Here is a 19,753-nt window from a genome sequence, read left to right on the forward strand (position 1 = left end):
TAGCTAAATTATAGAATTCCTTCGTCTGCGAAACTAAAGTATGCATTTTCTGTTATAATAAGATGATCTAAGACTTTAATATCTAAACTTTGCGAAGCAGTTTTTAACTTTTCCGTGATTTGCTTATCAGCCTCGCTTGGTCTTAACGTTCCCGACGGGTGGTTATGCGCCAAAATAAGTCCGGTAGCTCCAACTTCTAAAGCCGTTTTTAGCACCAAACGTACATCAACCAGCGTTCCTGTAATACCTCCTTTACTTAACTGATTCTTTTGAATCACTTTATTGGAGTTATTTAAATAAATAATCCAGAACTCTTCGTGTTGCAGTTCGCCAATAACGGGCTGCATCACTTCAAAAACCGACCGACTGGAACTGATTTGCTTTTTCTCTAAAGCTTCCTCTCCACGTCGTCGCCGCCCTAACTCAAGCGCTGCAGCAATTGTAACAGCTTTAGCTTCCCCTATACCTTTAAACTGCATTAATTGTTTAACCGACAGTTTCCCCAGTGCGCTTAGATTATTATCTACGCTTCCTAGTATGCGTTTACACAAAGCGACAGCACTCTCTTCTCGATTACCCGAACCAATTAAAATGGCAACTAGCTCGGCATCACTAAGAACTGATTTTCCTTTGTAGAGTAATTTTTCACGGGGCCGATCGTCCTGACTCCAGCTTTTAATAGAAAACGATGTTGATTTTTCGTGCATAGAGTAAATATAAATATTGTAAATTTATATTTCAACATTTGAACCACTGAAAATCAAACCTTAACACTTCAACTAAATGAAACCATTAAAAAAAGAAGATATCAATCAGAACATTTACGATTTATACGATGATTATGCACACAATAAAATAAACAGACGCCAATTTGTTGAAAAGTTATCTGTTTTTGCTGTAGGGGGCATTACCGTGTCTTCGCTGTTAAGTTTTATAACACCTAACTATACCGATACATTATTGGTTAACCCCAATGACCCTAAATTAGATTCCAAATTTATTACTTACCAATCTCCTAGCGGCGGTGGCACCATCAAAGGATTACTTTCTAAACCTAAAATAGCAAAAGGTAAACTACCTGGAATTATAGTGGTTCATGAAAATCGCGGACTTAACCCATACATTGAGGATGTTGGCAGGCGTGCAGCCTTAGAAGGGTTTATTTCCTTAGCTCCAGACGCACTAACCCCACTCGGAGGATATCCTGGCAATGATGATGATGGACGTGCTTTGCAGCGGCAACGAGATCGTAATGAAATGCTGGAAGATTTTATTGCAGCTTATAACTATTTAAAAAACCATAAAGATTGTAGCGGAAAAGTTGGTGTGGTCGGTTTTTGTTTTGGTGGATGGATTGCCAATATGATGGCGGTTAAAGTACCATCCTTATCTGCGGCTGTGCCATTTTATGGCGGGCAACCTTCAGCTGAAGAAACGGCTAACATTAAAGCGCCTTTACTCATTCAGTATGCTGGATTAGATACTCGCGTTAATGCAGGTTGGGAGGTTTATGAAGCCGCCTTAAAAACAAATAACATCGAATACACAACACATATCTACCCTGAGGTTAATCATGGTTTCCATAATAATACAACTCCAAGATACGATGAGGCTGCAGCTACTTTAGCATGGAAAAGAACGATAGACTTTTTTAAAGAAAAACTGCAATAACACAGAATTCCATTTCCACTTTTATAAGTTAAAAATCATTTAATTTATTTACATTTTATGCATAAATTTATAGCACAAGTCAACTATAACTTTATGCATTTTACTTTATCATCGGTTTCGCTTAAAACATTATTAACGTCATTCATTGTGCTATGTTTCAGTTTTAATAACATACAGGCACAAGATTCAGACAACACCATCGACTCTATAATTGTTAATGCTCCCAAGGCTATACCGTTAACAGCGATTATTCAAAACATTCAAAAAACCAATGAAGATTTAAAACTTATTGAACGTAAGCTGGAAGCTAACAAAGCTGTGCATAAAGTAGATTCTTTATACCCTACTTATGCCACATATATTGATAAACAACAGGAACAAACTGAAAAAGTTCTAGCTTCAAATCCAAACAGACAAAAAATTGAAAACCTGTATACCAAATGGAATGGAAATCGAATATATTTAACAGGTATAGAAGATGATGTTAATAACTTTGTTTCTCGCAACACACGCTTACTTGAAACAATTGAATTGCATCACAAAACATGGGATTTAACGCTTGAAAATGCTAAAAATGAAGAAGCGCCAAAAGAAATATTAAACCGCATTAGCGATTTAATTAAAGATATTGAAGCGATCGATAAAGCCATTATTGAAGAAAACAATACTGCTTTAAAGTTAGAGTCGAAAATCAATTTTAAAGTAGAATTGATTAACGAAATCATGGAGGAGATTTTAACCCTTAAAAACTCTGAAACCTATGATTTATTTCATTTAAGACACAATCCTATTTGGAAAATTTCCTTTTCTCAAACCGAAAGCTCAAGTAATGGTTCGGCATTAGAAGCCGCTTCAGATAGTTTTAAAGAACTTGTAAGCTTTATAAAAAACAATAAAAGTTCGTTCTACTTGTATTTTACACTCATTTTATTTCTTTCCGGAATTATCTACTTTCTGAAACGTGGGTTTGAAAAATATGAGTTTGTAGCGAACGACCCAAATTTACACATCTCTAAAGATGTTATTTTAAAACACCCTATTGCATCATATATATTCCTGTCTTTACTTATTGGAAATATATTTTTCACAGGAACACCTAAACTTTTTGAAAGTATTTTAATCTTGGGGTTAATCATTGTCTCATCGTATGTAGTACGACCACAAATAAAAACGCAGTTTAAAAACATATACTACGTTATTACATTTTTCTATGTTATAGATTTATTAAAAACATATTTATGGTTTCATTCCGGAGTTTATAGAGTTTACTTACTGTGCGAAGCCATTCTAATTGGTGCTGCGGTTTACTTATTACTAAAAAAACTGTATACAACAAAAGATGCTAAAATCAATCCGCTTAGTAAGTTCTTAATTCAATTAAGTCCTTCTATTTACATTCTGGTTTTTGTAGCCATCATGTCGAATTTCTTGGGCTATACGAACCTAACTGACATCACTCTTAAAATCTGTACGCATATTGGCGTTATCACTGTCATTTTTTATAGTTTATTGTTAATTCTTGAAGGTATCTCAACCAGTGTAATTCACAGACATTTTAGTTCCAAAGCTGAAATTGATTTCAACAGAAAATTAGCTTTAGAACTCAAATTAATGAAAATATTAAGAGTCGTAGTCTTAATTTTCTGGTTTCTGTTTTTCTTGAATATGATTGAAGTCTACAGACCCTTGAAAGATTATTTAACAGACATACTTTCTGAACCCTATAAACTCGGTACGATAAGCATTACCATCGGTTCGATTTTATCGTTTATTATTATCCTGATTTCATCATATCTGTTAACCACACTTATTTCGTTTATGATTGATGATGGCGATGGTGAAGGCGTTTTAAAATCCTTACGATTACCAAAAGGAATACCTGCTGCCGTTTCCCTAGTGATTCGTTATTTTATTGTCGCCTTCGGGTTTGTTTTTGCACTATCATCCTTGGGTATGGATTTGAGTAAATTTAACCTGCTCGCTGGTGCTATGGGTATTGGTATTGGTTTTGGTTTACAAACCTTAATCTCCAATTTTGTTTCAGGGCTAATTTTAGTGTTTGAACGACCAGTTTTACAAGGTGATACGATTGAAGTTGATAACCTTTTAGGACGTGTACATAAAATTGGGGTGCGTTCCTCAAAAATTAGAACTTTTGATGGCGCCGAAGTTATAGTACCCAATTACAACCTGATGTCTAACAATCTTATTAACTGGACGCTTTCAGATAACATTAAACGCATCGATATTTTTATTGGCGCAACTTATGATGCTGACCCAAATCAAGTATTAGAAATACTGGCTAAAACGGGTGCATCACACCCTAACACTCTAAAAACGCCCCCTCCACGCGGACTGTTTCTTGAGTTTGGAGATAACTCTCTTAATTTCGTATTACAATGTTGGGTACATTACGAACTGAGTTTAACGACAAAAAGTGAGATTTCAGTTGCGGTTTATAATGCCTTTAAAGAAGCGGGTATAGAAATACCATTCCCTCAAAGAGATATTCACATCAAGAGTATGCCTAATAATAACACTATTGAAAATAAAACATCTTAAAAAGAAAAGATGTTTTATTATTTTATCAAAGCTTTAACCTCATCAAAATTAAGTCCGCCGTAATTACCCGAACTCATAAGTAATAATGCTTTGTTTTCGAAATTTTGTGAGAATAAGAAGTTTTTAAAATCGTCCGTGTTTGTATAAATAACCAAATCGTCACGCTCGAAAGCCTGGGCAATTTGTTCATGAGATACAGCATCGAGCTTTTTAATTTCTACCGCATGCGACGAATAGAACACAACGGCCGTATCGGCATCATCTAAAGCGCCTTTATACTCCTTTAAAAATTCAGCATTTAAACTGCTATAGGTATGAAGTTCTAAACAAGCCACCAATTTTTTGTCATTGTATTGCTCTTTAACCGCTTTGGTGGTAGCTTCAACTTTACTTGGTGAATGCGCAAAATCTTTGTAAGCTACACTGGTTTTGCCTTCCGCTATTTTTTCCAGGCGTTTACTTGCCCCTTTAAAAGTTGAAATGGCCTCATAAAAATCGTCTTCATCAATACCCATATGCTGACAAATCCACTTCGCGCCTGCCAGATTATTTAAATTGTGTTTTCCAAACACCTCGATAGGCATTGGTCCTTCTGGTGTTTCCAAATAGGTTTCGCCGTCTTCAACAGTATATTCAGGCGTGTGATAAGCTATTTTACGAATCGGATTTTCTGAAGCGTCAACTACACGTTTTACCTCAGCATCTTCTTCGTTATAATTAATACTTCCGCCTTTTACTATAGAATCTACAAAAATCTTGAACTGCTCTACATAATTCTCATAGGTTGGAAATACATTTATATGGTCCCAGGCAATACCACTTAACAAAGCAATATTAGGTTTATACAAATGAAATTTAGGGCGTCTATCTATTGGAGAACTTAAATACTCATCGCCCTCAAGAACAATAAAATCATTGTCCTCGGTTAACTTTACCATCACATCGAAACCTTCAAGTTGTGCTCCCACCATATAGTCAACATCGCGATCATGGTAATGCATGACATGAAGAATCATTGAAGTAATGGTAGTTTTCCCATGACTTCCGCCAATAACCACACGAGTTTTATTTTTAGATTGCTCGTACAAAAACTCTGGATAACTGTAAATTTTAAGTCCTAATTCCTGAGCCTTTAATAACTCTGGGTTATCGGCTTTTGCATGCATTCCTAAAACAACCGCATCTAAATTTTCAGTGATCTTCTCAGGAAACCAACCAAACGCTTCTGGCAATAATCCTTTGTTTGCCAAACGTGATTTTGAAGGTTCGAAAATCTCATCATCACTACCGGTTACCTGATATCCTTTATTATGTAATGCTAAAGCAAGGTTGTGCATTGCCGCACCGCCAATGGCTATAAAATGTACGTTCATAAGTTATTTTTGTAGTGTGTAAAGATAAGGATTGCTATTTTTTTAGCGGTAATACAAGCCCTCTAAATTTTACTGTTTATCGTTTTCCAGGTCTCTAATTTGAATCAGTAAATCTGAATCCTGATGCTTTTCATAAGCTGCTTTAAGATTTAATATAGCCTTTTCAGGTTCATCTTGAGCAATATAAAATTTGGTTAATTTATCATAGCACACCAACGAACCGCCTTCGGTTATGGCCATTTTATAATAGTTCTCGGCCAACTCTGGTTCCTTATCGCTTTCGTAAATAAAACCTTTAGCTAAATACCCATCCACTTTTGAAAGCATTTCTAACTGATTAGCATAAAGTAACGCACTAGAAACACCTCCACCTAAAAAACCAGGTAACTTCATATAATATTCAACCAACGCCCATCTAGCATCGATATGATTTGCGTCTAATTCAGCGGCTTTAATAAAGGCTTCTTCAACATCTCCTATTAGAGTTAATGCTCTAACCTTACTCACCGATAAGGCTTTCATACCTAAAACACCGCCGTATTTATAATGGAAATTAGCATTTTTATGATCAAAATCGATTAACGATTGATAACTCTCGATGGCTTCATCCCATTTCTTTTGATGCCCGTAAGCATCCCCCAATAATTCTACTGCTTCTACATCATTGGGATATTGTTTTAAATGGGACTTTAAAATAGTTTCGGCTTCTATGAATTTTTCTTGATTAAATAAATCTTGAATGCTATTGGCATCCACCTGAGCCATTGCCAATATAGGAAAGAAAAGTAAAAACAGAATTCGAGGCATTACACTATTTTAATTTTAGCAAAAATAATCCTTTTAAATCAAATAAAATCACCAACTTAAAGTCGGTGATTTTATAATATCAATAATTAAATTATTAACGTCATTTATTTACTAGGAGGCATAGTCGGTCTAACCTCTATTTTACTTGGTAATGTTCTTGGGTTTAACTTCAATAAATCCACAACAATTTCTCCTAAGTCTTCAATTTGAATTTTCCAGGCATCACTTTCATCTGGTGTATTACCATTAAAATAGGTCGATACCGATCCAGGCATAATGGTACTTACTTTAATCCCATAATTACGTAAATCTAACATTACAGATTGCGAAAATCCAGTTAATCCAAATTTACTAGCATTATACGCCGATCCTTTCGCAAAGAAATTAGTTCCCGCTAGACTGGAAATCGTAATAAAATATCCTTTTGATTGTTTTAAGGCTTCAATACTCGATTTAATAGAATAAAACACACCGGTTAAATTGGTATCAATAGTTTCCTGCCACTGCTCTACTGTTAAATCTTCAATACTACCAAAATGTCCTATTCCAGCATTCGCAATGACAACATCTATTTTATTAAAGGTATCTAAAACGGTTTGAATCGCTTCTTGCTGACTTTCATAACTTCTAACGTCAGCCTGAATACCAATTGCTTTAGCTCCTTGAGTTGAATTGGAATTCAATGCATTTGCAGCTTTTTGTGCCGCAGCTAAATCTCTTCCAGTAATGGCTACATTTACACCTTCGTTTAATAAAGATTGTGCAATTCCATAACCTATTCCTTTTGTGCCTCCGGTTATAAAGGCTACTTTATCTTTTAATGAACTCATAACTATTTTTTAGTGATTTTCGTAAAATTACTAAACGAAAAATCAATTGAAGCATTTAAAATGTTATGATAATTATAAAACTATGGTTTAGGCGGAAACTCAGATAACATTTTAACAACAATAGCCTTAAAAATCGTCTCTCTGCTTTCCGGCGTTTCATTATGTTTAAATGTCGATTCGCTTACCGCTTGCCAAAACAATTGTTTTTTATTTTCATCAACAAAATCGACAGTAATTTGTCGGTTAATATTTGACTGTCCTACTGGTACACCAATGGAAACACCACCACCAACATGCCTTTCAGTTCCACCCAAACCAATACCAAAAGAACTTTTAGGTCCCTCTTCATATTCTTTACTACTCACATCAATAAAGAAATCCGGTTCTTTAGCCAGCTTATAACCTTGCTGAAATAACTGATTATCTAAGGCATCGAGAAAACGTTTGGTGTCGAGTTCACTCAATCCAGTATTCATATCGGCGTAATAATTATAGGTTTTATATTGAGAAAATTTGGTTTCCTTATCGTAATCGTGATTAACCCGAACAGAAGAACAAGAGATTAGAACAAGAATCATTAAAGCTGAAAGTAACGTTTTCATTATTGAATAGATTTAGATACTGAAAATTACGAAATTTTACTTTTCTACCTTTCTATCCATTGATTTTGTTAATGCTGAAGAAATAATTGCTGTTGGAATAGCAATAATTCCGAGTCCAATCATTAAAATAAAGAAAGTAAAAACACGCCCGCCAACCGTTATGGGATACACATCTCCATAGCCAACTGTTGTAAGTGTAATAACAGCCCACCATAAGCTTTCGAACACACTAGAAAAATACTCAGGTTGCGCCTCATGTTCAAAATAATAAATTCCAACAGCAGAAAAGAAAATTAAAATAAGTGTTACAAATATAAAAAGTAGTATTTCTTCTTTAGCCGACCTTATAGCTCTTACAAAATGATGAATTGCCCGATTGTATCGTATTAACTTAAATATTCTGAAAATACTTAAAAACCGTAACGCTCGAAGTGCTCGCAAATCGACACCAATAGATATATAAAATGGTAGAATAGCCATCAAATCGATAAGTCCTAAAAGGCTAAAAACAAACCTTAATTTATGCCTGGCTAAGTATATTCTTAAAATATACTCAATTGTAAAAATAATGACTATAATAAGATCTATGTAATGTAAAACCTTTCTAGTGTGAGGATTTAAATCTGGAATGGTTTCAATGGAAAAGATGATTATCGAAATCAAAATTAACAGTTGAATAAATAACGCAAAGAACTTACTTCTTTTACTGTTATTTAATTCAACCATATTTTTGATATGATGTCTCACATGTCATCAATTAATCATTTAACATTTTCCAAAGCCTATCTTTAAGTTCTTTAATACCTTGCTGCGCTACCGATGAAATAAACATATACGGTATTGGTAGTTCGTTATCTAATTCCTCCTTCAACTCTGCTTTAAGTTCATCATCCAACATATCACATTTCGATATGGCAATGATGCGTTCTTTGTCTAACATTTCAGGATTATAACGGCGTAATTCATCTAATAGAATATCGTATTGTTTTCTAATATCTTCAGCATCGGCTGGAATTAAAAATAATAGAATAGAGTTACGCTCGATATGACGTAAAAAGTAATGTCCTAACCCACGACCTTCGGCCGCCCCTTCAATAATCCCAGGAATATCGGCCATAACAAAGGTTTGAAAATCGCGATATTTTACAATCCCTAAATTCGGTTTCAACGTTGTAAACTCATAATCGGCGATTTTTGGTTTAGCTGACGTTACTACCGATAGCAACGTAGACTTTCCTGCATTAGGAAACCCTACCAATCCAACATCGGCAAGTACCTTAAGTTCCATGGTTACAAACTTTTCTTCTAACGGCAATCCAGGTTGTGCATAACGTGGGGTCTGATTGGTTGCACTTTTAAAATGCCAGTTTCCAAGTCCGCCTTTTCCTCCTTGAGCGAGAATTTTTTCCTGTCCTTCTTCGGTAATCTCAAAAAGGATTTCATTTGTTTCGGTATCACGAATTACGGTTCCTAATGGCACATCGATGTATACATCTTCACCATCGGCTCCAAAACTACGTCCGCTACTTCCATGTTCTCCGTGACCGGCACGAATATGTTTTTTAAACTTTAAATGCAGAAGGGTCCACAGATTAGATTTTCCGCGAACAATAACGTGACCACCACGACCTCCGTCACCTCCGTCAGGTCCTCCTTTAGCTATATATTTTTCGCGATGTAAGTGTGCTGAACCTTTTCCTCCATTACCCGAGCTCACATACATTTTTACATAATCAACGAAATTTCCTTCTGTCATTGTTGTTTATTTTAATCTTCCACGAAAGTGGATTTGCTATTAAATGCTATTGTATTTTTAAAAAAACCATACCCTTAATACTTTAAAGATATGGTTTTTATTGCTTTAAATCCTTACGGATTAAGATTTTATAAGTTATCTATAACGCTGCTTAAACGCTCTGTAATTTCTTCGATAGATCCTACACCATCTACGCCATAGTATTTATCTTGGGCAGAATAGTAATCTTTTAAGATAGCTGTTTTGTTATAGTACTCAGTAATTCTGTTTCTAATAATAGACTCGTCGGCATCATCAGCTCTTCCGCTGGTTTCACCTCTTTTTATTAAGCGTTCTACTAAAATTTCATCGTCAACTTCAAGAGCAATCATTGCGCTAATTGCAGAGTCTTTACTTTCCATTAACTTATCTAATGCTTCAGCTTGCGCACTTGTACGTGGGAACCCGTCGAAGATAAATCCGTTAGCATCTGTATTTTTCTCTACTTCAGCCTCAAGCATATCGATCGTTACCTGATCTGGAACCAACTCTCCTTTATCGATGTATGATTTTGCTAACATTCCTAAAGCTGTTTCGTTTTTAATGTTGTATCTAAAAACGTCGCCAGTAGAAATATGTACTAACTTATACTTTTCTTTTAAAAATTCTGCTTGTGTTCCTTTCCCAGCACCTGGAGGGCCAAATAGCACTAAATTTGTCATGTATTCTGTTTGTTTTATTTGATATATTTCGGGTAAATTTCTTCCTAGTCCGTCGTAATCCAATCCATAGCCTACAATGAATTTATTAGGAATCTCTATACCAACATAATGAAGTTTGAAATCTTTTTTATAAGCTTCAGGTTTGTAAAATAACGTTGCAATTTTTAACGATTTTACCTGCTCATTCTTAAAAATACGATGTACTTCTGCTAAAGTATTACCTGTATCGATAATATCTTCAAGAATAACCACAGTGCGTCCTGTTAAATCTTGTGTTAAGCCTATAAGTCGTTGAATATCTTCGGTAGACTTTACCCCTTCGTAAGAGGCTAACTTAATAAACGTTACTTCACATGGTTTTGGATATTTCTTTACAAAATCGCTTACTACCATAAACGATCCGTTTAAAATACCAATAAACACAGGAATTTCATCTCCAATATCTTTTGCTATCTCACTCGCCATTCGAGTCATAGCCCGGTCAATTTCTTCGGCAGAAATAAACGGTTTAAAAAATTTGTCGTGTAGCTTTACCACTGAAACTTATTTTAATAAAGGTGCAAAGATAATCAATAGATTAAGGAATCACCATTTTTTGATTTACGATTTAGACACTAATTAATATTTAAGTGTATTTTTGCATCATATTTTGTCGGTTAGACAATTTAATTTCATTTTTAAAGATAAACAATGAACTATTTTTCTTCAAATTTTAAACTAGGTATTCTTGGTGGCGGACAATTAGGTAAAATGCTTCTTAACGATACCAGAAAGTTTGACATATATACTTGTGTGTTAGATGCAAGTAACGAAGCTCCTTGTAAAATTGCAAGTAACGAATTTCATTTAGGTGATTTAATGGATTATGATGCCGTTTACAATTTTGGTAAACAGGTTGATGTATTAACCATTGAAATTGAAAACGTAAACGTTGATGCATTAGAAGCACTTGAAAAAGAAGGTATCAAAGTATATCCTGCATCTAAAACTCTCAGGACTATTCAAAACAAAGCGAGACAAAAATTGTTTTATAAAGACAATAATTTACCAACCTCTCCTTTTACCCGTTTTGCTTATACTACAGAAGTAAAAGAAGCTATCGAACATGGTAGTTTAACCGTGCCTTTCGTATGGAAATCAGCTCAGTTTGGTTACGACGGACAAGGGGTTAAAATTGTAAAATCTGTTTCAGATTTAGAAGGCTTACCAAATGTGGAATGTATTGCTGAAGAATTAGTACCTTTTAAAAATGAATTGGCAGTAATTGTGGCTCGTACACCTTCTGGAGAAAGCAAAAATTTCCCAGTGGTTGAAATGGAATTTCACCCGGAAGCCAATCAGGTAGAATATGTAATTTGTCCGGCAAGAATTCCTGACGCGGTAGCACAAAAAGCTATTGATGTGGCTTTAAAAACTTCGGAAGCTTTTAACCACGTTGGTTTATTAGCTGTTGAAATGTTCCAGACGCAAAACGACGAGATTTTAATTAACGAAGTTGCGCCAAGACCTCATAACTCAGGTCACCAGTCTATCGAAGCGAGTTACACTTCGCAGTTTGAACAACACTTAAGAGCTATTTTAGATTTACCCCTTGGTCGCACCGATAGTAAAGTTGGTGGCGTTATGGTAAATTTAGTAGGGGCTGAAGGTTACAGTGGTAATGTGATTTACGAAAACATCTCAACCATTATGGGCTTAGATGGTGTTACTCCACACATTTATGGTAAAAAACAAACACGTCCGTTTAGAAAAATGGGGCATGTAACTATTGTAGACCAAGACATCAATCAGGCAAGGAAAATTGCTGAAGAAGTAAAAAAGACCATAAAAGTGATTAGCGAATAATCGCTTCATCAATACATAAAGACAAAAACATAAAATAAATTATAGATGAATAAAGTAGGAATCATCATGGGAAGCAAAAGCGATTTGCCTGTAATGCAAGACGCTGTAGACATTTTAAAAGATTTCAATATTGAAGTTGAAGTAGATATCGTTTCAGCTCACAGAACTCCTGAGAAATTATTCGACTATGGGAAAAATGCACATACGCGAGGTATCGGTGTTATTATCGCTGGTGCAGGTGGTGCTGCACATTTACCAGGTATGATAGCCTCTTTATCCCCACTACCTGTTATTGGTGTTCCCGTAAAAAGCAGCAACTCTATAGACGGTTGGGATTCTGTATTATCTATTTTACAAATGCCTGGTGGTGTACCCGTAGCAACCGTGGCTTTAAACGGTGCTAAAAACGCGGGCATCTTAGCTGCTCAAATTATTGGCTCTTCAGACGAAGTCGTTTTAAACAAAATAGTAGACTATAAAGAAAGCTTAAAGCAAAAGGTATACGAGTCGGCAAAAGGCTTATAAATCAAAAAACCCCGAAGAGATTCGGGGTTTAGTGCTATTAAGAATAATTCATTTGAGTTAGTCACTCTTTCAATTGAACTGCGTCAAATCTACAAAAATTATACTATGTATGCATAATATAATTTTTGTTTTAACATATTTATTACTAAAATGATAAACATCCTATTAAAAAAATTTCAAACTCCTTTTAATACTGCGCCTTTTTCACAAATTAATAATAGTGATTTCCTACCGGCCATAAAAGAAGGCATTGAAAATGCTAAAGCAGAGATAGACGCTATTACTAACAATCCGGAAGCTCCTACGTTTCAAAATACTATTGAAGCATTAGATTTTTCTGGTGAGCAGTTAGATCGTGTATCGAGCATATTTTTCAATTTGAATTCGGCTGAAACTAACGATGAAATTCAAAAAATAGCACAAGAGGTTTCCCCTTTGTTATCAGAATTCAGTAATGACATTACCTTAAACGAAGCGCTTTTTAAACGTGTAAAAGCTGTGTACGATGCTAAAGATTCGTTAGACTTAACAACCGAACAAGCTACGCTTTTAGACAAAAAGTACAAAGGCTTTTCAAGAAATGGAGCAAACCTAGCGGAAGACAAAAAGCAACAACTCCGTGAGATTGACAAAGAATTAAGCAAGCTGAAATTAACCTTCGGTGAGAATGTTTTAGCCGAAACTAACAAATACAAGCTGCATATTACAAATGAAGAGGATTTAGCGGGTTTACCTGAAGGTGCTAAAGAAGCTGCTGCGCAATTAGCAGAAAGCAAAGGTAAAAACGGTTGGTTAATCACTTTAGATTATCCGAGCTATATTCCGTTTATGACCTATGCCGATAATCGCGAGTTACGTAAAACCTTAGCCATTGCTTTTGGAGCAAAATCGTTTCAAAACGATGAATTAGATAATCAGGAGATTGTTTTAAAAATTGTAAAACTGCGTCATGAACGCGCGAATCTTTTAGGCTACAAAACACATGCGCATTTTGTTTTAGAAGAACGTATGGCCAAAAACCCAGAAAGCGTTCAAACTTTCTTAAACGATATTCTTGAAAAAGCTAAACCTGCTGCACAAGGAGAGTTTGAAAACTTGGAAACATTTGCCAAAGATTTAGATGGTGTCGATCAGCTTCAAAAATGGGATTCAGCATATTATTCAGAAAAATTGAAACAAAAATTATTCAATTTAGATGATGAAAAATTAAAGCCTTATTTCAAATTAGAAAATGTTATCAACGGTGCATTTACTGTTGCTGAAAAATTATTCGGATTGCAATTTGAAGAAATAAATACCATCGACAAATATCACGACGATGTATTAACATACAAGGTTACCAATACCAACGGCGACTACATTTCGATTTTGTATGCCGACTTTTTCCCAAGACCAGGAAAACGGAACGGTGCCTGGATGACGGTTTACAAACCACAATATGTGAAAGATGGCGAAAACAGCCGTCCGCATATCTCAATTGTTTGTAATTTTACGAAACCAACCAAGAGCAAACCATCGTTATTAACATTTAACGAGGTTACTACTTTATTTCATGAATTTGGTCATGCATTACATGGCATGTTAGCCAACACGACTTACCCGAGTCTTTCAGGAACCAGCGTGTTCTGGGATTTCGTAGAGCTACCAAGTCAGGTGATGGAAAACTGGTGCTACGAAAAAGAAGCGCTTGAATTATTCGCTATCCACTACGAAACCGGCGAAGTGATTCCTATGGAACTGGTTGAGAAAATAAAAGAGTCGGCAACCTTCCATGAAGGCATGCAAACCTTACGTCAGTTGAGTTTCGGATTATTAGACATGAGCTGGCATGGTAGTGATTCGCCAGAGACCATTAAAAATGTAAAAGGCTTCGAAACTCAGGCTTTCGAAAACACAAAATTATATCCTGACGTTGCGGAAAATTGCATGAGCACATCGTTCTCTCATATTTTTCAAGGCGGATATAGTTCTGGATATTACAGCTACAAATGGGCGGAAGTTTTAGATGCCGATGCTTTTGAGTATTTTAAAGAAGAAGGCATTTTTAATGCAGAAGTGGCTCAGAAATTTAAAGACAACGTATTATCGCAAGGTGGCACAGAAAATCCTATGACTTTATACAAACGCTTCCGCGGAAAAGAACCGCAACCAGAAGCGTTACTAAGACGTGCGGGATTAATAAAATAATAACTAAGGTTTCCGCTTGATTGAATAACTCCATCTTCAGTTAAGCGGAAATCATTTTTTTAAACTGCTGCGGCGTCATCATTTCCATCTTTTTAAATTGTCGGTTAAAATAACTGGTATTGTTAAAACCAGATTTAAAGGCAATTTCAGACATTCTAAAATCTTTAGCTTCCTTAATCAATTTCTTCGAAAATTTAATTTTTTCAGAGTTAATATAATCTATTGGAGACACCCCTAAAGTATTTTTAAACTTCTTATGAAAATGTGACGTGCTCATATACGCTTTCTCTGCCAATAAATCTACCGTAATATCTTTATTGGTTAAATTCTCTTTTATAAACTTAATCACTGTACCTATTCTGGTATCACTGAACGCCTGATTCGGATCATCAATAATTAAAGCTTTGGCTTTAGTTTGTAATAACCGAATGATTAGCTCCTGAATCATTAAATCCAACAACACGTCTTTGGATTTACTATTATTAAGAAAGGTGGATGTTAACCGCTCTATTAAATGATTTACATCTTGATGATTGGTTAAATGCGAGGTATTGTTATCTAAATCCCAGTTATTGTTTTCGTTTTCAATGGCTACTTCATAATTAAACTTTTCAACTACCTCATTAATTTTATCGGTATCAATTCCCAGAGCTAAACATTGCGTTGGGTCTTTTTGCGTTGCTAAGGGAAAGTCAATCACCATTTCCTTTCTTGTTGGCATCACCACGGATTCTCCCGGAAAAAACTCAAAAGCTTCCAAACCATCAATATGCATCACTTTTTTTCCAGTAAGCATACTTGCTATCACCGGAAAATCGAAAATCAAAGACACTTTCTCCGCATATTCATGAGTTTCAAAAATATTCAACTCAGCATATGCTGCGCTATAAGTGGTTCTATTTTCTACTAGAGTGGATAGTTTTCTGTGACTTCTGTGGTGGTTTAATAACTGTCTCATATTCAATAGTACAAAAAAATCGCTTTAAAAATTTGAAATGATAGATATGTTCAAAACAATGATATTCTTGTTCAAGATAATAAGAAAATGACAATATAATTTTATAAAAACTAAACTTTAACTAAAATACTAACCGCATTTTTAAACATTTAACAACAAAACTAAATAAGAAATGAGTTATTCTAAACCTAAATTTAAAGAAACGTATCATAATTTTATAAACGGAAAATTTGTTCCTCCTGTTGCTGGTGAATACTTTGAAAACACCTCTCCCATAGACAATAGTTTAATAGCAAAGTACCCTCGCTCTCAAAAGGAAGACGTTGAAATGGCACTGGATGCCGCCAATGCCGCCAAAGAAGCTTGGGGAAATACCTCAGCTACCGAACGCGCTACATTATTAAATAAAGTCGCTGATATTATTCAGGAAAACTTAGAAGAGTTTGCTTTAGTGGAAACCTGCGATAATGGGAAACCTATTCGCGAAACATTAAATGCCGATGTGCCTTTATCGGTAGACCACTGGCGGTATTTTGCAGCTTGTATTCGTGCCGAAGAAGGCAGTGCCACCGAACTGGATTCTAATACACTTTCCATGAACATTAAAGAACCGTTGGGGGTCGTCGGACAAATTATCCCTTGGAATTTTCCACTGTTAATGTTATCCTGGAAATTACCTCCGGCCTTAGCAACCGGAAATTGTGTGGTTTTAAAACCTGCAGAGCAAACACCTTCATCAGCCACCTTACTTATGGAAAAAATAGCCGATGTGTTCCCTCCGGGTGTGATTAATGTGGTTCATGGGTTTGGTCCTGAAGCAGGAAAGCCTCTGGCTTCAAGCTCTAAGGTAGATAAAGTTGCATTTACTGGTGAAACGACTACCGGACAATTAATCATGCAGTACGCTTCTAAAAACTTAAACCCCGTAACTATGGAATTAGGTGGTAAATCACCTAATATTTTCTTCAATTCGGTCATGGACGCCGACGATGCTTATTTAGATAAAGCGATTGAAGGCGCCGTACTTTTTGCTTTTAACCAAGGCGAAGTTTGTACCTGTCCTTCGCGCTTATTAGTTCAAGAAGATATTTACGATGCTTTTATGGAACGTGTTGTTGCCAGAACCAATGCCATCATTCAGGATAACCCTTATGATGTTAATACCATGGTTGGCGCACAAGCTTCGAATGACCAATATAAAAAAATTCAATCGTATTTAAAAATAGGCGTTGAAGAAGGGGCAAAAGTATTAGCTGGAGGCGAAGCCAATAAACTTAGTGGCAATTTAGCCAACGGATTTTATATAAAACCAACCATTTTAGAGGGCCACAATAAAATGCGGGTGTTCCAGGAAGAAATTTTTGGTCCCGTGGTTTGTGTGACAAAATTTAAGGATGAAGCTGAAGCTTTAGAAATTGCGAACGATACCCTTTACGGATTAGGCGCTGGTGTTTGGACCCGTGATGCTCATCAATTATATCAAATTCCGAGAGCTATTAAAGCTGGTCGTGTTTGGGTAAATTGTTATCATGCCTACCCTGCTCATGCTCCATTTGGGGGGTATAAAAAATCTGGATTTGGTCGTGAAAACCATGTTATGATGCTTAATTATTACCGCCAGACTAAAAATATGTTAATCTCATACGATAAAAATAAGTTAGGATTTTTTTAATAGGGTGACTACCTTAATGCAGAGGTCGGATTATTGCTCGATTCGGCCTCTCATTAACTTTCAAAAACTATGGAACGCATTTCAATTACAGACCAAGCCGCGAAAGTGGTCAATCAATTAAAAGCAAAACACGGCGAACTTATCTTTCATCAAAGTGGCGGTTGCTGTGATGGATCTGCCCCTATGATTTTTGAAAAAGACGATATGTATCTCGATGAAAGCGATATTCTTTTAGGCAATCTTGAAGGTGTTAACTTTTACATGAATCAAGACCAATTTGAATATTGGAAACATACGCACCTAACAGTTGATATCACCCAAGGACGTGGTGCTAGTTTCTCTCTGGAAATCCCTTTAGGTCTTCGTTTTATTATTCACTCCAGATTATTAACCGATGAAGAAAACGCGGTTTTAAATCCGAAAGCCTAAATCAATTTTTTCTATTTATACTTTAAATTTACTTCCTTCTTCTTAAAGTAGAAGAATCCATTTTTTTATTCTATTTTTGGTAGGTATCAATAAACAGCCTGACCAATGTCTAACCATAAAATTAATCCGAATAAGTGGATCGATTTATATTCCGATTACCTTTACAATTACACGATTTCACGTGTTAACGATAGAGAGGTCGCACAGGATTTAGTTCAGGACACTTTTTTTGCTGGATTAAAATCAATGAAAAACTTTAAAGGTGAATCCAGCGAACGCACTTGGCTGATTTCTATTTTAAAGCGGAAAATTATTGATTACTATCGTAAGATTAATTCAAATAAAGGACAAGCCGAAGTGCGAATGAGCTTCAACACCGAAGAAGACGAAGGCGACTGGTTAGAAGAGCGCGTGGCAGATCCGTTCGACAAAACTGCTGAAGATGCTATGGAAAACACCGAACTTGGTGATGCCATTTATAATTGCTTAAGTAAACTCCCCGAAAAACAGGCACAGGTTTTTAGATTGAAAACGATTGAGGGTCAAGACACCGAAGTTATTTGTAATGAACTTAATATCACTGCGTCTAACCTTTGGGTTATTATTCACAGAGCACGTACGGCAATGGCAGAATGTTTAAAAGAAAATTGGTTTTAATATGAGTAGTAAAGATAACAGTACAAACCCTTGTAACAAAGCAAATCACGTTTGCGACAAAGCACAGTATCAAGAGGCTTCTCTTTGGGAAAAACTAAAATTAAACGTTCACTTAATACTTTGCCCGTGCTGCAGAGACTATACGAAGAATAACAAAAAACTTACAGACGCTATAAAATCATCTAACATTCAATGTATGGATAAACAGTGTAAAGCGGCTTTAAAAGAGAAATTTGACAAAGCTTTAAAAGAACAGGAAATTAGTTAAATATTAGCAGCAACAAGAACCATAAAATAGGTAACCCTTCAACCCAAAACGAGCAATAATACCGGCCTTGATTCACATCGGCATACTTCACAAAAAACAAGGTTATTGCACTAATTAAAAACATAATTAACAAATTTCCTGAAGCAGTACTGTCTTTAAAAAATTCTATTGTATAAAAGGTTCCGAGCAGTACCATCCCCATAATTTTAGTTTGCTCTACCCCTATTTTCTGTGGAATAGTTGCCAGTTTTAAACTGTCGTAACTTAAATCGCGAATTTCAAAAGGCAACATTAAAACAATAATAAAAATCCAACGCTGAATCGCTGTTAAAATCACATCGTACTCAATACCGTAATTATTGTTAATCACTGGTAAAAAAACGGTAACACCGGTCCATACCAAAGCTATTAAATAGACCTTCAATCCGCCTATATTTCTCAAATTTTGTTTGCTATCCAAATACAAACGTTTTGGTAAAAACGGAACGGCATAAAAAAAGGTTACAACACCAAAACCAGCAATAAAAACTAAGGTTTCCAGCTTTAATTTCAACACATAATAACACATGAATACAAAACAGAAAAAAGATACAATCTGAATCGTTTTCAACCAATTAGACAAGCTTCTGTGATGAAATCTTGCTATACCAAAATACTTCACAAAATTATAACCTGTAACCGAAGCAAAGAATACAAAAGTGAGAAGATTTTTATCAAAACCAAGGTGAAATTCCAGCAAGGTTATCCATGTTAATGCAACTACTGCAAAGGCTACATGAAAACTGCTATTGATGTAGAAATTCAGGAGCTGTTTAAAAATTTTCATAACACAAATGTAAACAAAGTGTTAAAGTTAACATCCTGTGAATAAAAACACCCCCTTTTAGACAAGAAAACACACTTAATATTA

The 19,753-nt window shown here is 35.5% G+C and carries 19 protein-coding genes; 9 read left to right on the forward strand and 10 right to left on the reverse strand.

The features are described 5' to 3' along the window. Nucleotides 1–8: 8 nt before the first annotated feature. On the reverse strand, nucleotides 9–707 hold the full coding sequence (gene radC / locus RBH94_RS02835; protein ID WP_307882273.1) for a DNA repair protein RadC: 699 nt from the start codon (nucleotides 705–707) through the stop codon (nucleotides 9–11). Between the two features lie 76 nt (nucleotides 708–783). On the opposite strand from radC, the gene RBH94_RS02840 reads away from it, so the two are divergent. After that, on the forward strand, nucleotides 784–1,671 hold the full coding sequence (locus RBH94_RS02840) for a dienelactone hydrolase family protein (RefSeq protein WP_307882274.1): 888 nt from the start codon (nucleotides 784–786) through the stop codon (nucleotides 1,669–1,671). A gap of 57 nt (nucleotides 1,672–1,728) precedes the next feature. Next, nucleotides 1,729–4,233, forward strand: coding sequence for a mechanosensitive ion channel domain-containing protein (locus RBH94_RS02845; RefSeq protein WP_307882275.1), 2,505 nt, complete (start codon nucleotides 1,729–1,731; stop codon nucleotides 4,231–4,233). Nucleotides 4,234–4,250: 17 nt separating this feature from the next. Here RBH94_RS02845 and murC read toward each other — a convergent pair whose 3' ends face one another. The 7 genes from murC to RBH94_RS02880 form a co-directional block, all read right to left on the reverse strand. Then, nucleotides 4,251–5,606 (reverse strand): UDP-N-acetylmuramate--L-alanine ligase, encoded by a 1,356-nt coding sequence (gene murC, locus RBH94_RS02850; RefSeq protein ID WP_307882276.1) that lies wholly within the window; start codon nucleotides 5,604–5,606, stop codon nucleotides 4,251–4,253. A 69-nt stretch (nucleotides 5,607–5,675) separates the two neighbouring features. Beyond that, a complete protein-coding gene (locus RBH94_RS02855; RefSeq protein ID WP_307882277.1) occupies nucleotides 5,676–6,413 on the reverse strand; it encodes a lipopolysaccharide assembly protein LapB in 738 nt (245 codons plus the stop codon). A 104-nt stretch (nucleotides 6,414–6,517) separates the two neighbouring features. Then, entirely contained in the window at nucleotides 6,518–7,243 is a 726-nt protein-coding gene (locus RBH94_RS02860; protein ID WP_188223462.1) for an SDR family oxidoreductase, read from the reverse strand. A gap of 80 nt (nucleotides 7,244–7,323) precedes the next feature. Further along, the gene (locus tag RBH94_RS02865; RefSeq protein ID WP_307882278.1) at nucleotides 7,324–7,845 is read right to left on the reverse strand and encodes a DUF4136 domain-containing protein; all 522 of its coding nucleotides are present in this window, start codon (nucleotides 7,843–7,845) and stop codon (nucleotides 7,324–7,326) included. Between the two features lie 36 nt (nucleotides 7,846–7,881). Next, nucleotides 7,882–8,571: an ion transporter gene (locus RBH94_RS02870; RefSeq protein WP_307883130.1), complete on the reverse strand. Its 690-nt coding sequence runs from the start codon at nucleotides 8,569–8,571 to the stop codon at nucleotides 7,882–7,884. Between the two features lie 31 nt (nucleotides 8,572–8,602). Then, a complete protein-coding gene (gene obgE / locus RBH94_RS02875; RefSeq protein ID WP_307882279.1) occupies nucleotides 8,603–9,601 on the reverse strand; it encodes a GTPase ObgE in 999 nt (332 codons plus the stop codon). A gap of 128 nt (nucleotides 9,602–9,729) precedes the next feature. Further along, complete coding sequence (locus tag RBH94_RS02880) at nucleotides 9,730–10,839, reverse strand: adenylate kinase (RefSeq protein WP_307882280.1); 1,110 nt, start codon at nucleotides 10,837–10,839, stop codon at nucleotides 9,730–9,732. A gap of 153 nt (nucleotides 10,840–10,992) precedes the next feature. Here RBH94_RS02880 and RBH94_RS02885 point away from each other — a divergent pair, with 153 nt between their 5' ends. From RBH94_RS02885 to RBH94_RS02895, 3 genes are all read left to right on the forward strand, one after another. After that, nucleotides 10,993–12,147, forward strand: coding sequence for a 5-(carboxyamino)imidazole ribonucleotide synthase (locus RBH94_RS02885; RefSeq protein ID WP_307882281.1), 1,155 nt, complete (start codon nucleotides 10,993–10,995; stop codon nucleotides 12,145–12,147). Between the two features lie 45 nt (nucleotides 12,148–12,192). Next, nucleotides 12,193–12,672 carry a 5-(carboxyamino)imidazole ribonucleotide mutase gene (gene purE / locus RBH94_RS02890; RefSeq protein WP_307882282.1) on the forward strand — a complete coding sequence of 160 codons (480 nt, stop codon included), beginning with the start codon at nucleotides 12,193–12,195 and terminating at the stop codon, nucleotides 12,670–12,672. Between the two features lie 150 nt (nucleotides 12,673–12,822). Then, nucleotides 12,823–14,859 carry a M3 family metallopeptidase gene (locus tag RBH94_RS02895; protein WP_374047705.1) on the forward strand — a complete coding sequence of 679 codons (2,037 nt, stop codon included), beginning with the start codon at nucleotides 12,823–12,825 and terminating at the stop codon, nucleotides 14,857–14,859. A gap of 40 nt (nucleotides 14,860–14,899) precedes the next feature. Here the strand turns inward: RBH94_RS02895 and RBH94_RS02900 are convergent, their stop codons facing one another. Beyond that, nucleotides 14,900–15,817, reverse strand: coding sequence for an AraC family transcriptional regulator (locus tag RBH94_RS02900; protein ID WP_307882283.1), 918 nt, complete (start codon nucleotides 15,815–15,817; stop codon nucleotides 14,900–14,902). A 172-nt stretch (nucleotides 15,818–15,989) separates the two neighbouring features. Between RBH94_RS02900 and RBH94_RS02905 the strand changes: the two genes are divergently transcribed. The 4 genes from RBH94_RS02905 (at nucleotide 15,990) to RBH94_RS02920 (ending at nucleotide 18,843) form a co-directional block, all read left to right on the forward strand. Further along, nucleotides 15,990–17,489, forward strand: a complete 1,500-nt coding sequence (locus RBH94_RS02905) for an aldehyde dehydrogenase family protein (RefSeq protein WP_307882284.1) — start codon at nucleotides 15,990–15,992, stop codon at nucleotides 17,487–17,489. A 69-nt stretch (nucleotides 17,490–17,558) separates the two neighbouring features. Continuing rightward, nucleotides 17,559–17,918 (forward strand): DUF779 domain-containing protein, encoded by a 360-nt coding sequence (locus RBH94_RS02910; RefSeq protein WP_307882285.1) that lies wholly within the window; start codon nucleotides 17,559–17,561, stop codon nucleotides 17,916–17,918. A 105-nt stretch (nucleotides 17,919–18,023) separates the two neighbouring features. Beyond that, a complete protein-coding gene (locus tag RBH94_RS02915; RefSeq protein WP_188223455.1) occupies nucleotides 18,024–18,575 on the forward strand; it encodes a sigma-70 family RNA polymerase sigma factor in 552 nt (183 codons plus the stop codon). A 1-nt stretch (nucleotide 18,576) separates the two neighbouring features. Beyond that, on the forward strand, nucleotides 18,577–18,843 hold the full coding sequence (locus RBH94_RS02920; protein ID WP_307882286.1) for a hypothetical protein: 267 nt from the start codon (nucleotides 18,577–18,579) through the stop codon (nucleotides 18,841–18,843). On the opposite strand, the gene RBH94_RS02925 is transcribed toward RBH94_RS02920, so the two are convergent. Then, nucleotides 18,836–19,669 carry a hypothetical protein gene (locus RBH94_RS02925; RefSeq protein ID WP_307882287.1) on the reverse strand — a complete coding sequence of 278 codons (834 nt, stop codon included), beginning with the start codon at nucleotides 19,667–19,669 and terminating at the stop codon, nucleotides 18,836–18,838. The genes RBH94_RS02920 and RBH94_RS02925 overlap by 8 nt on opposite strands. Between the last annotated feature and the right edge of the window lie 84 nt (nucleotides 19,670–19,753).

The sequence above is a fragment of the Aestuariibaculum sp. YM273 genome (assembly GCF_030908365.1).
GTDB classification, from domain to species: Bacteria; Bacteroidota; Bacteroidia; order Flavobacteriales; family Flavobacteriaceae; genus Aestuariibaculum; species Aestuariibaculum marinum.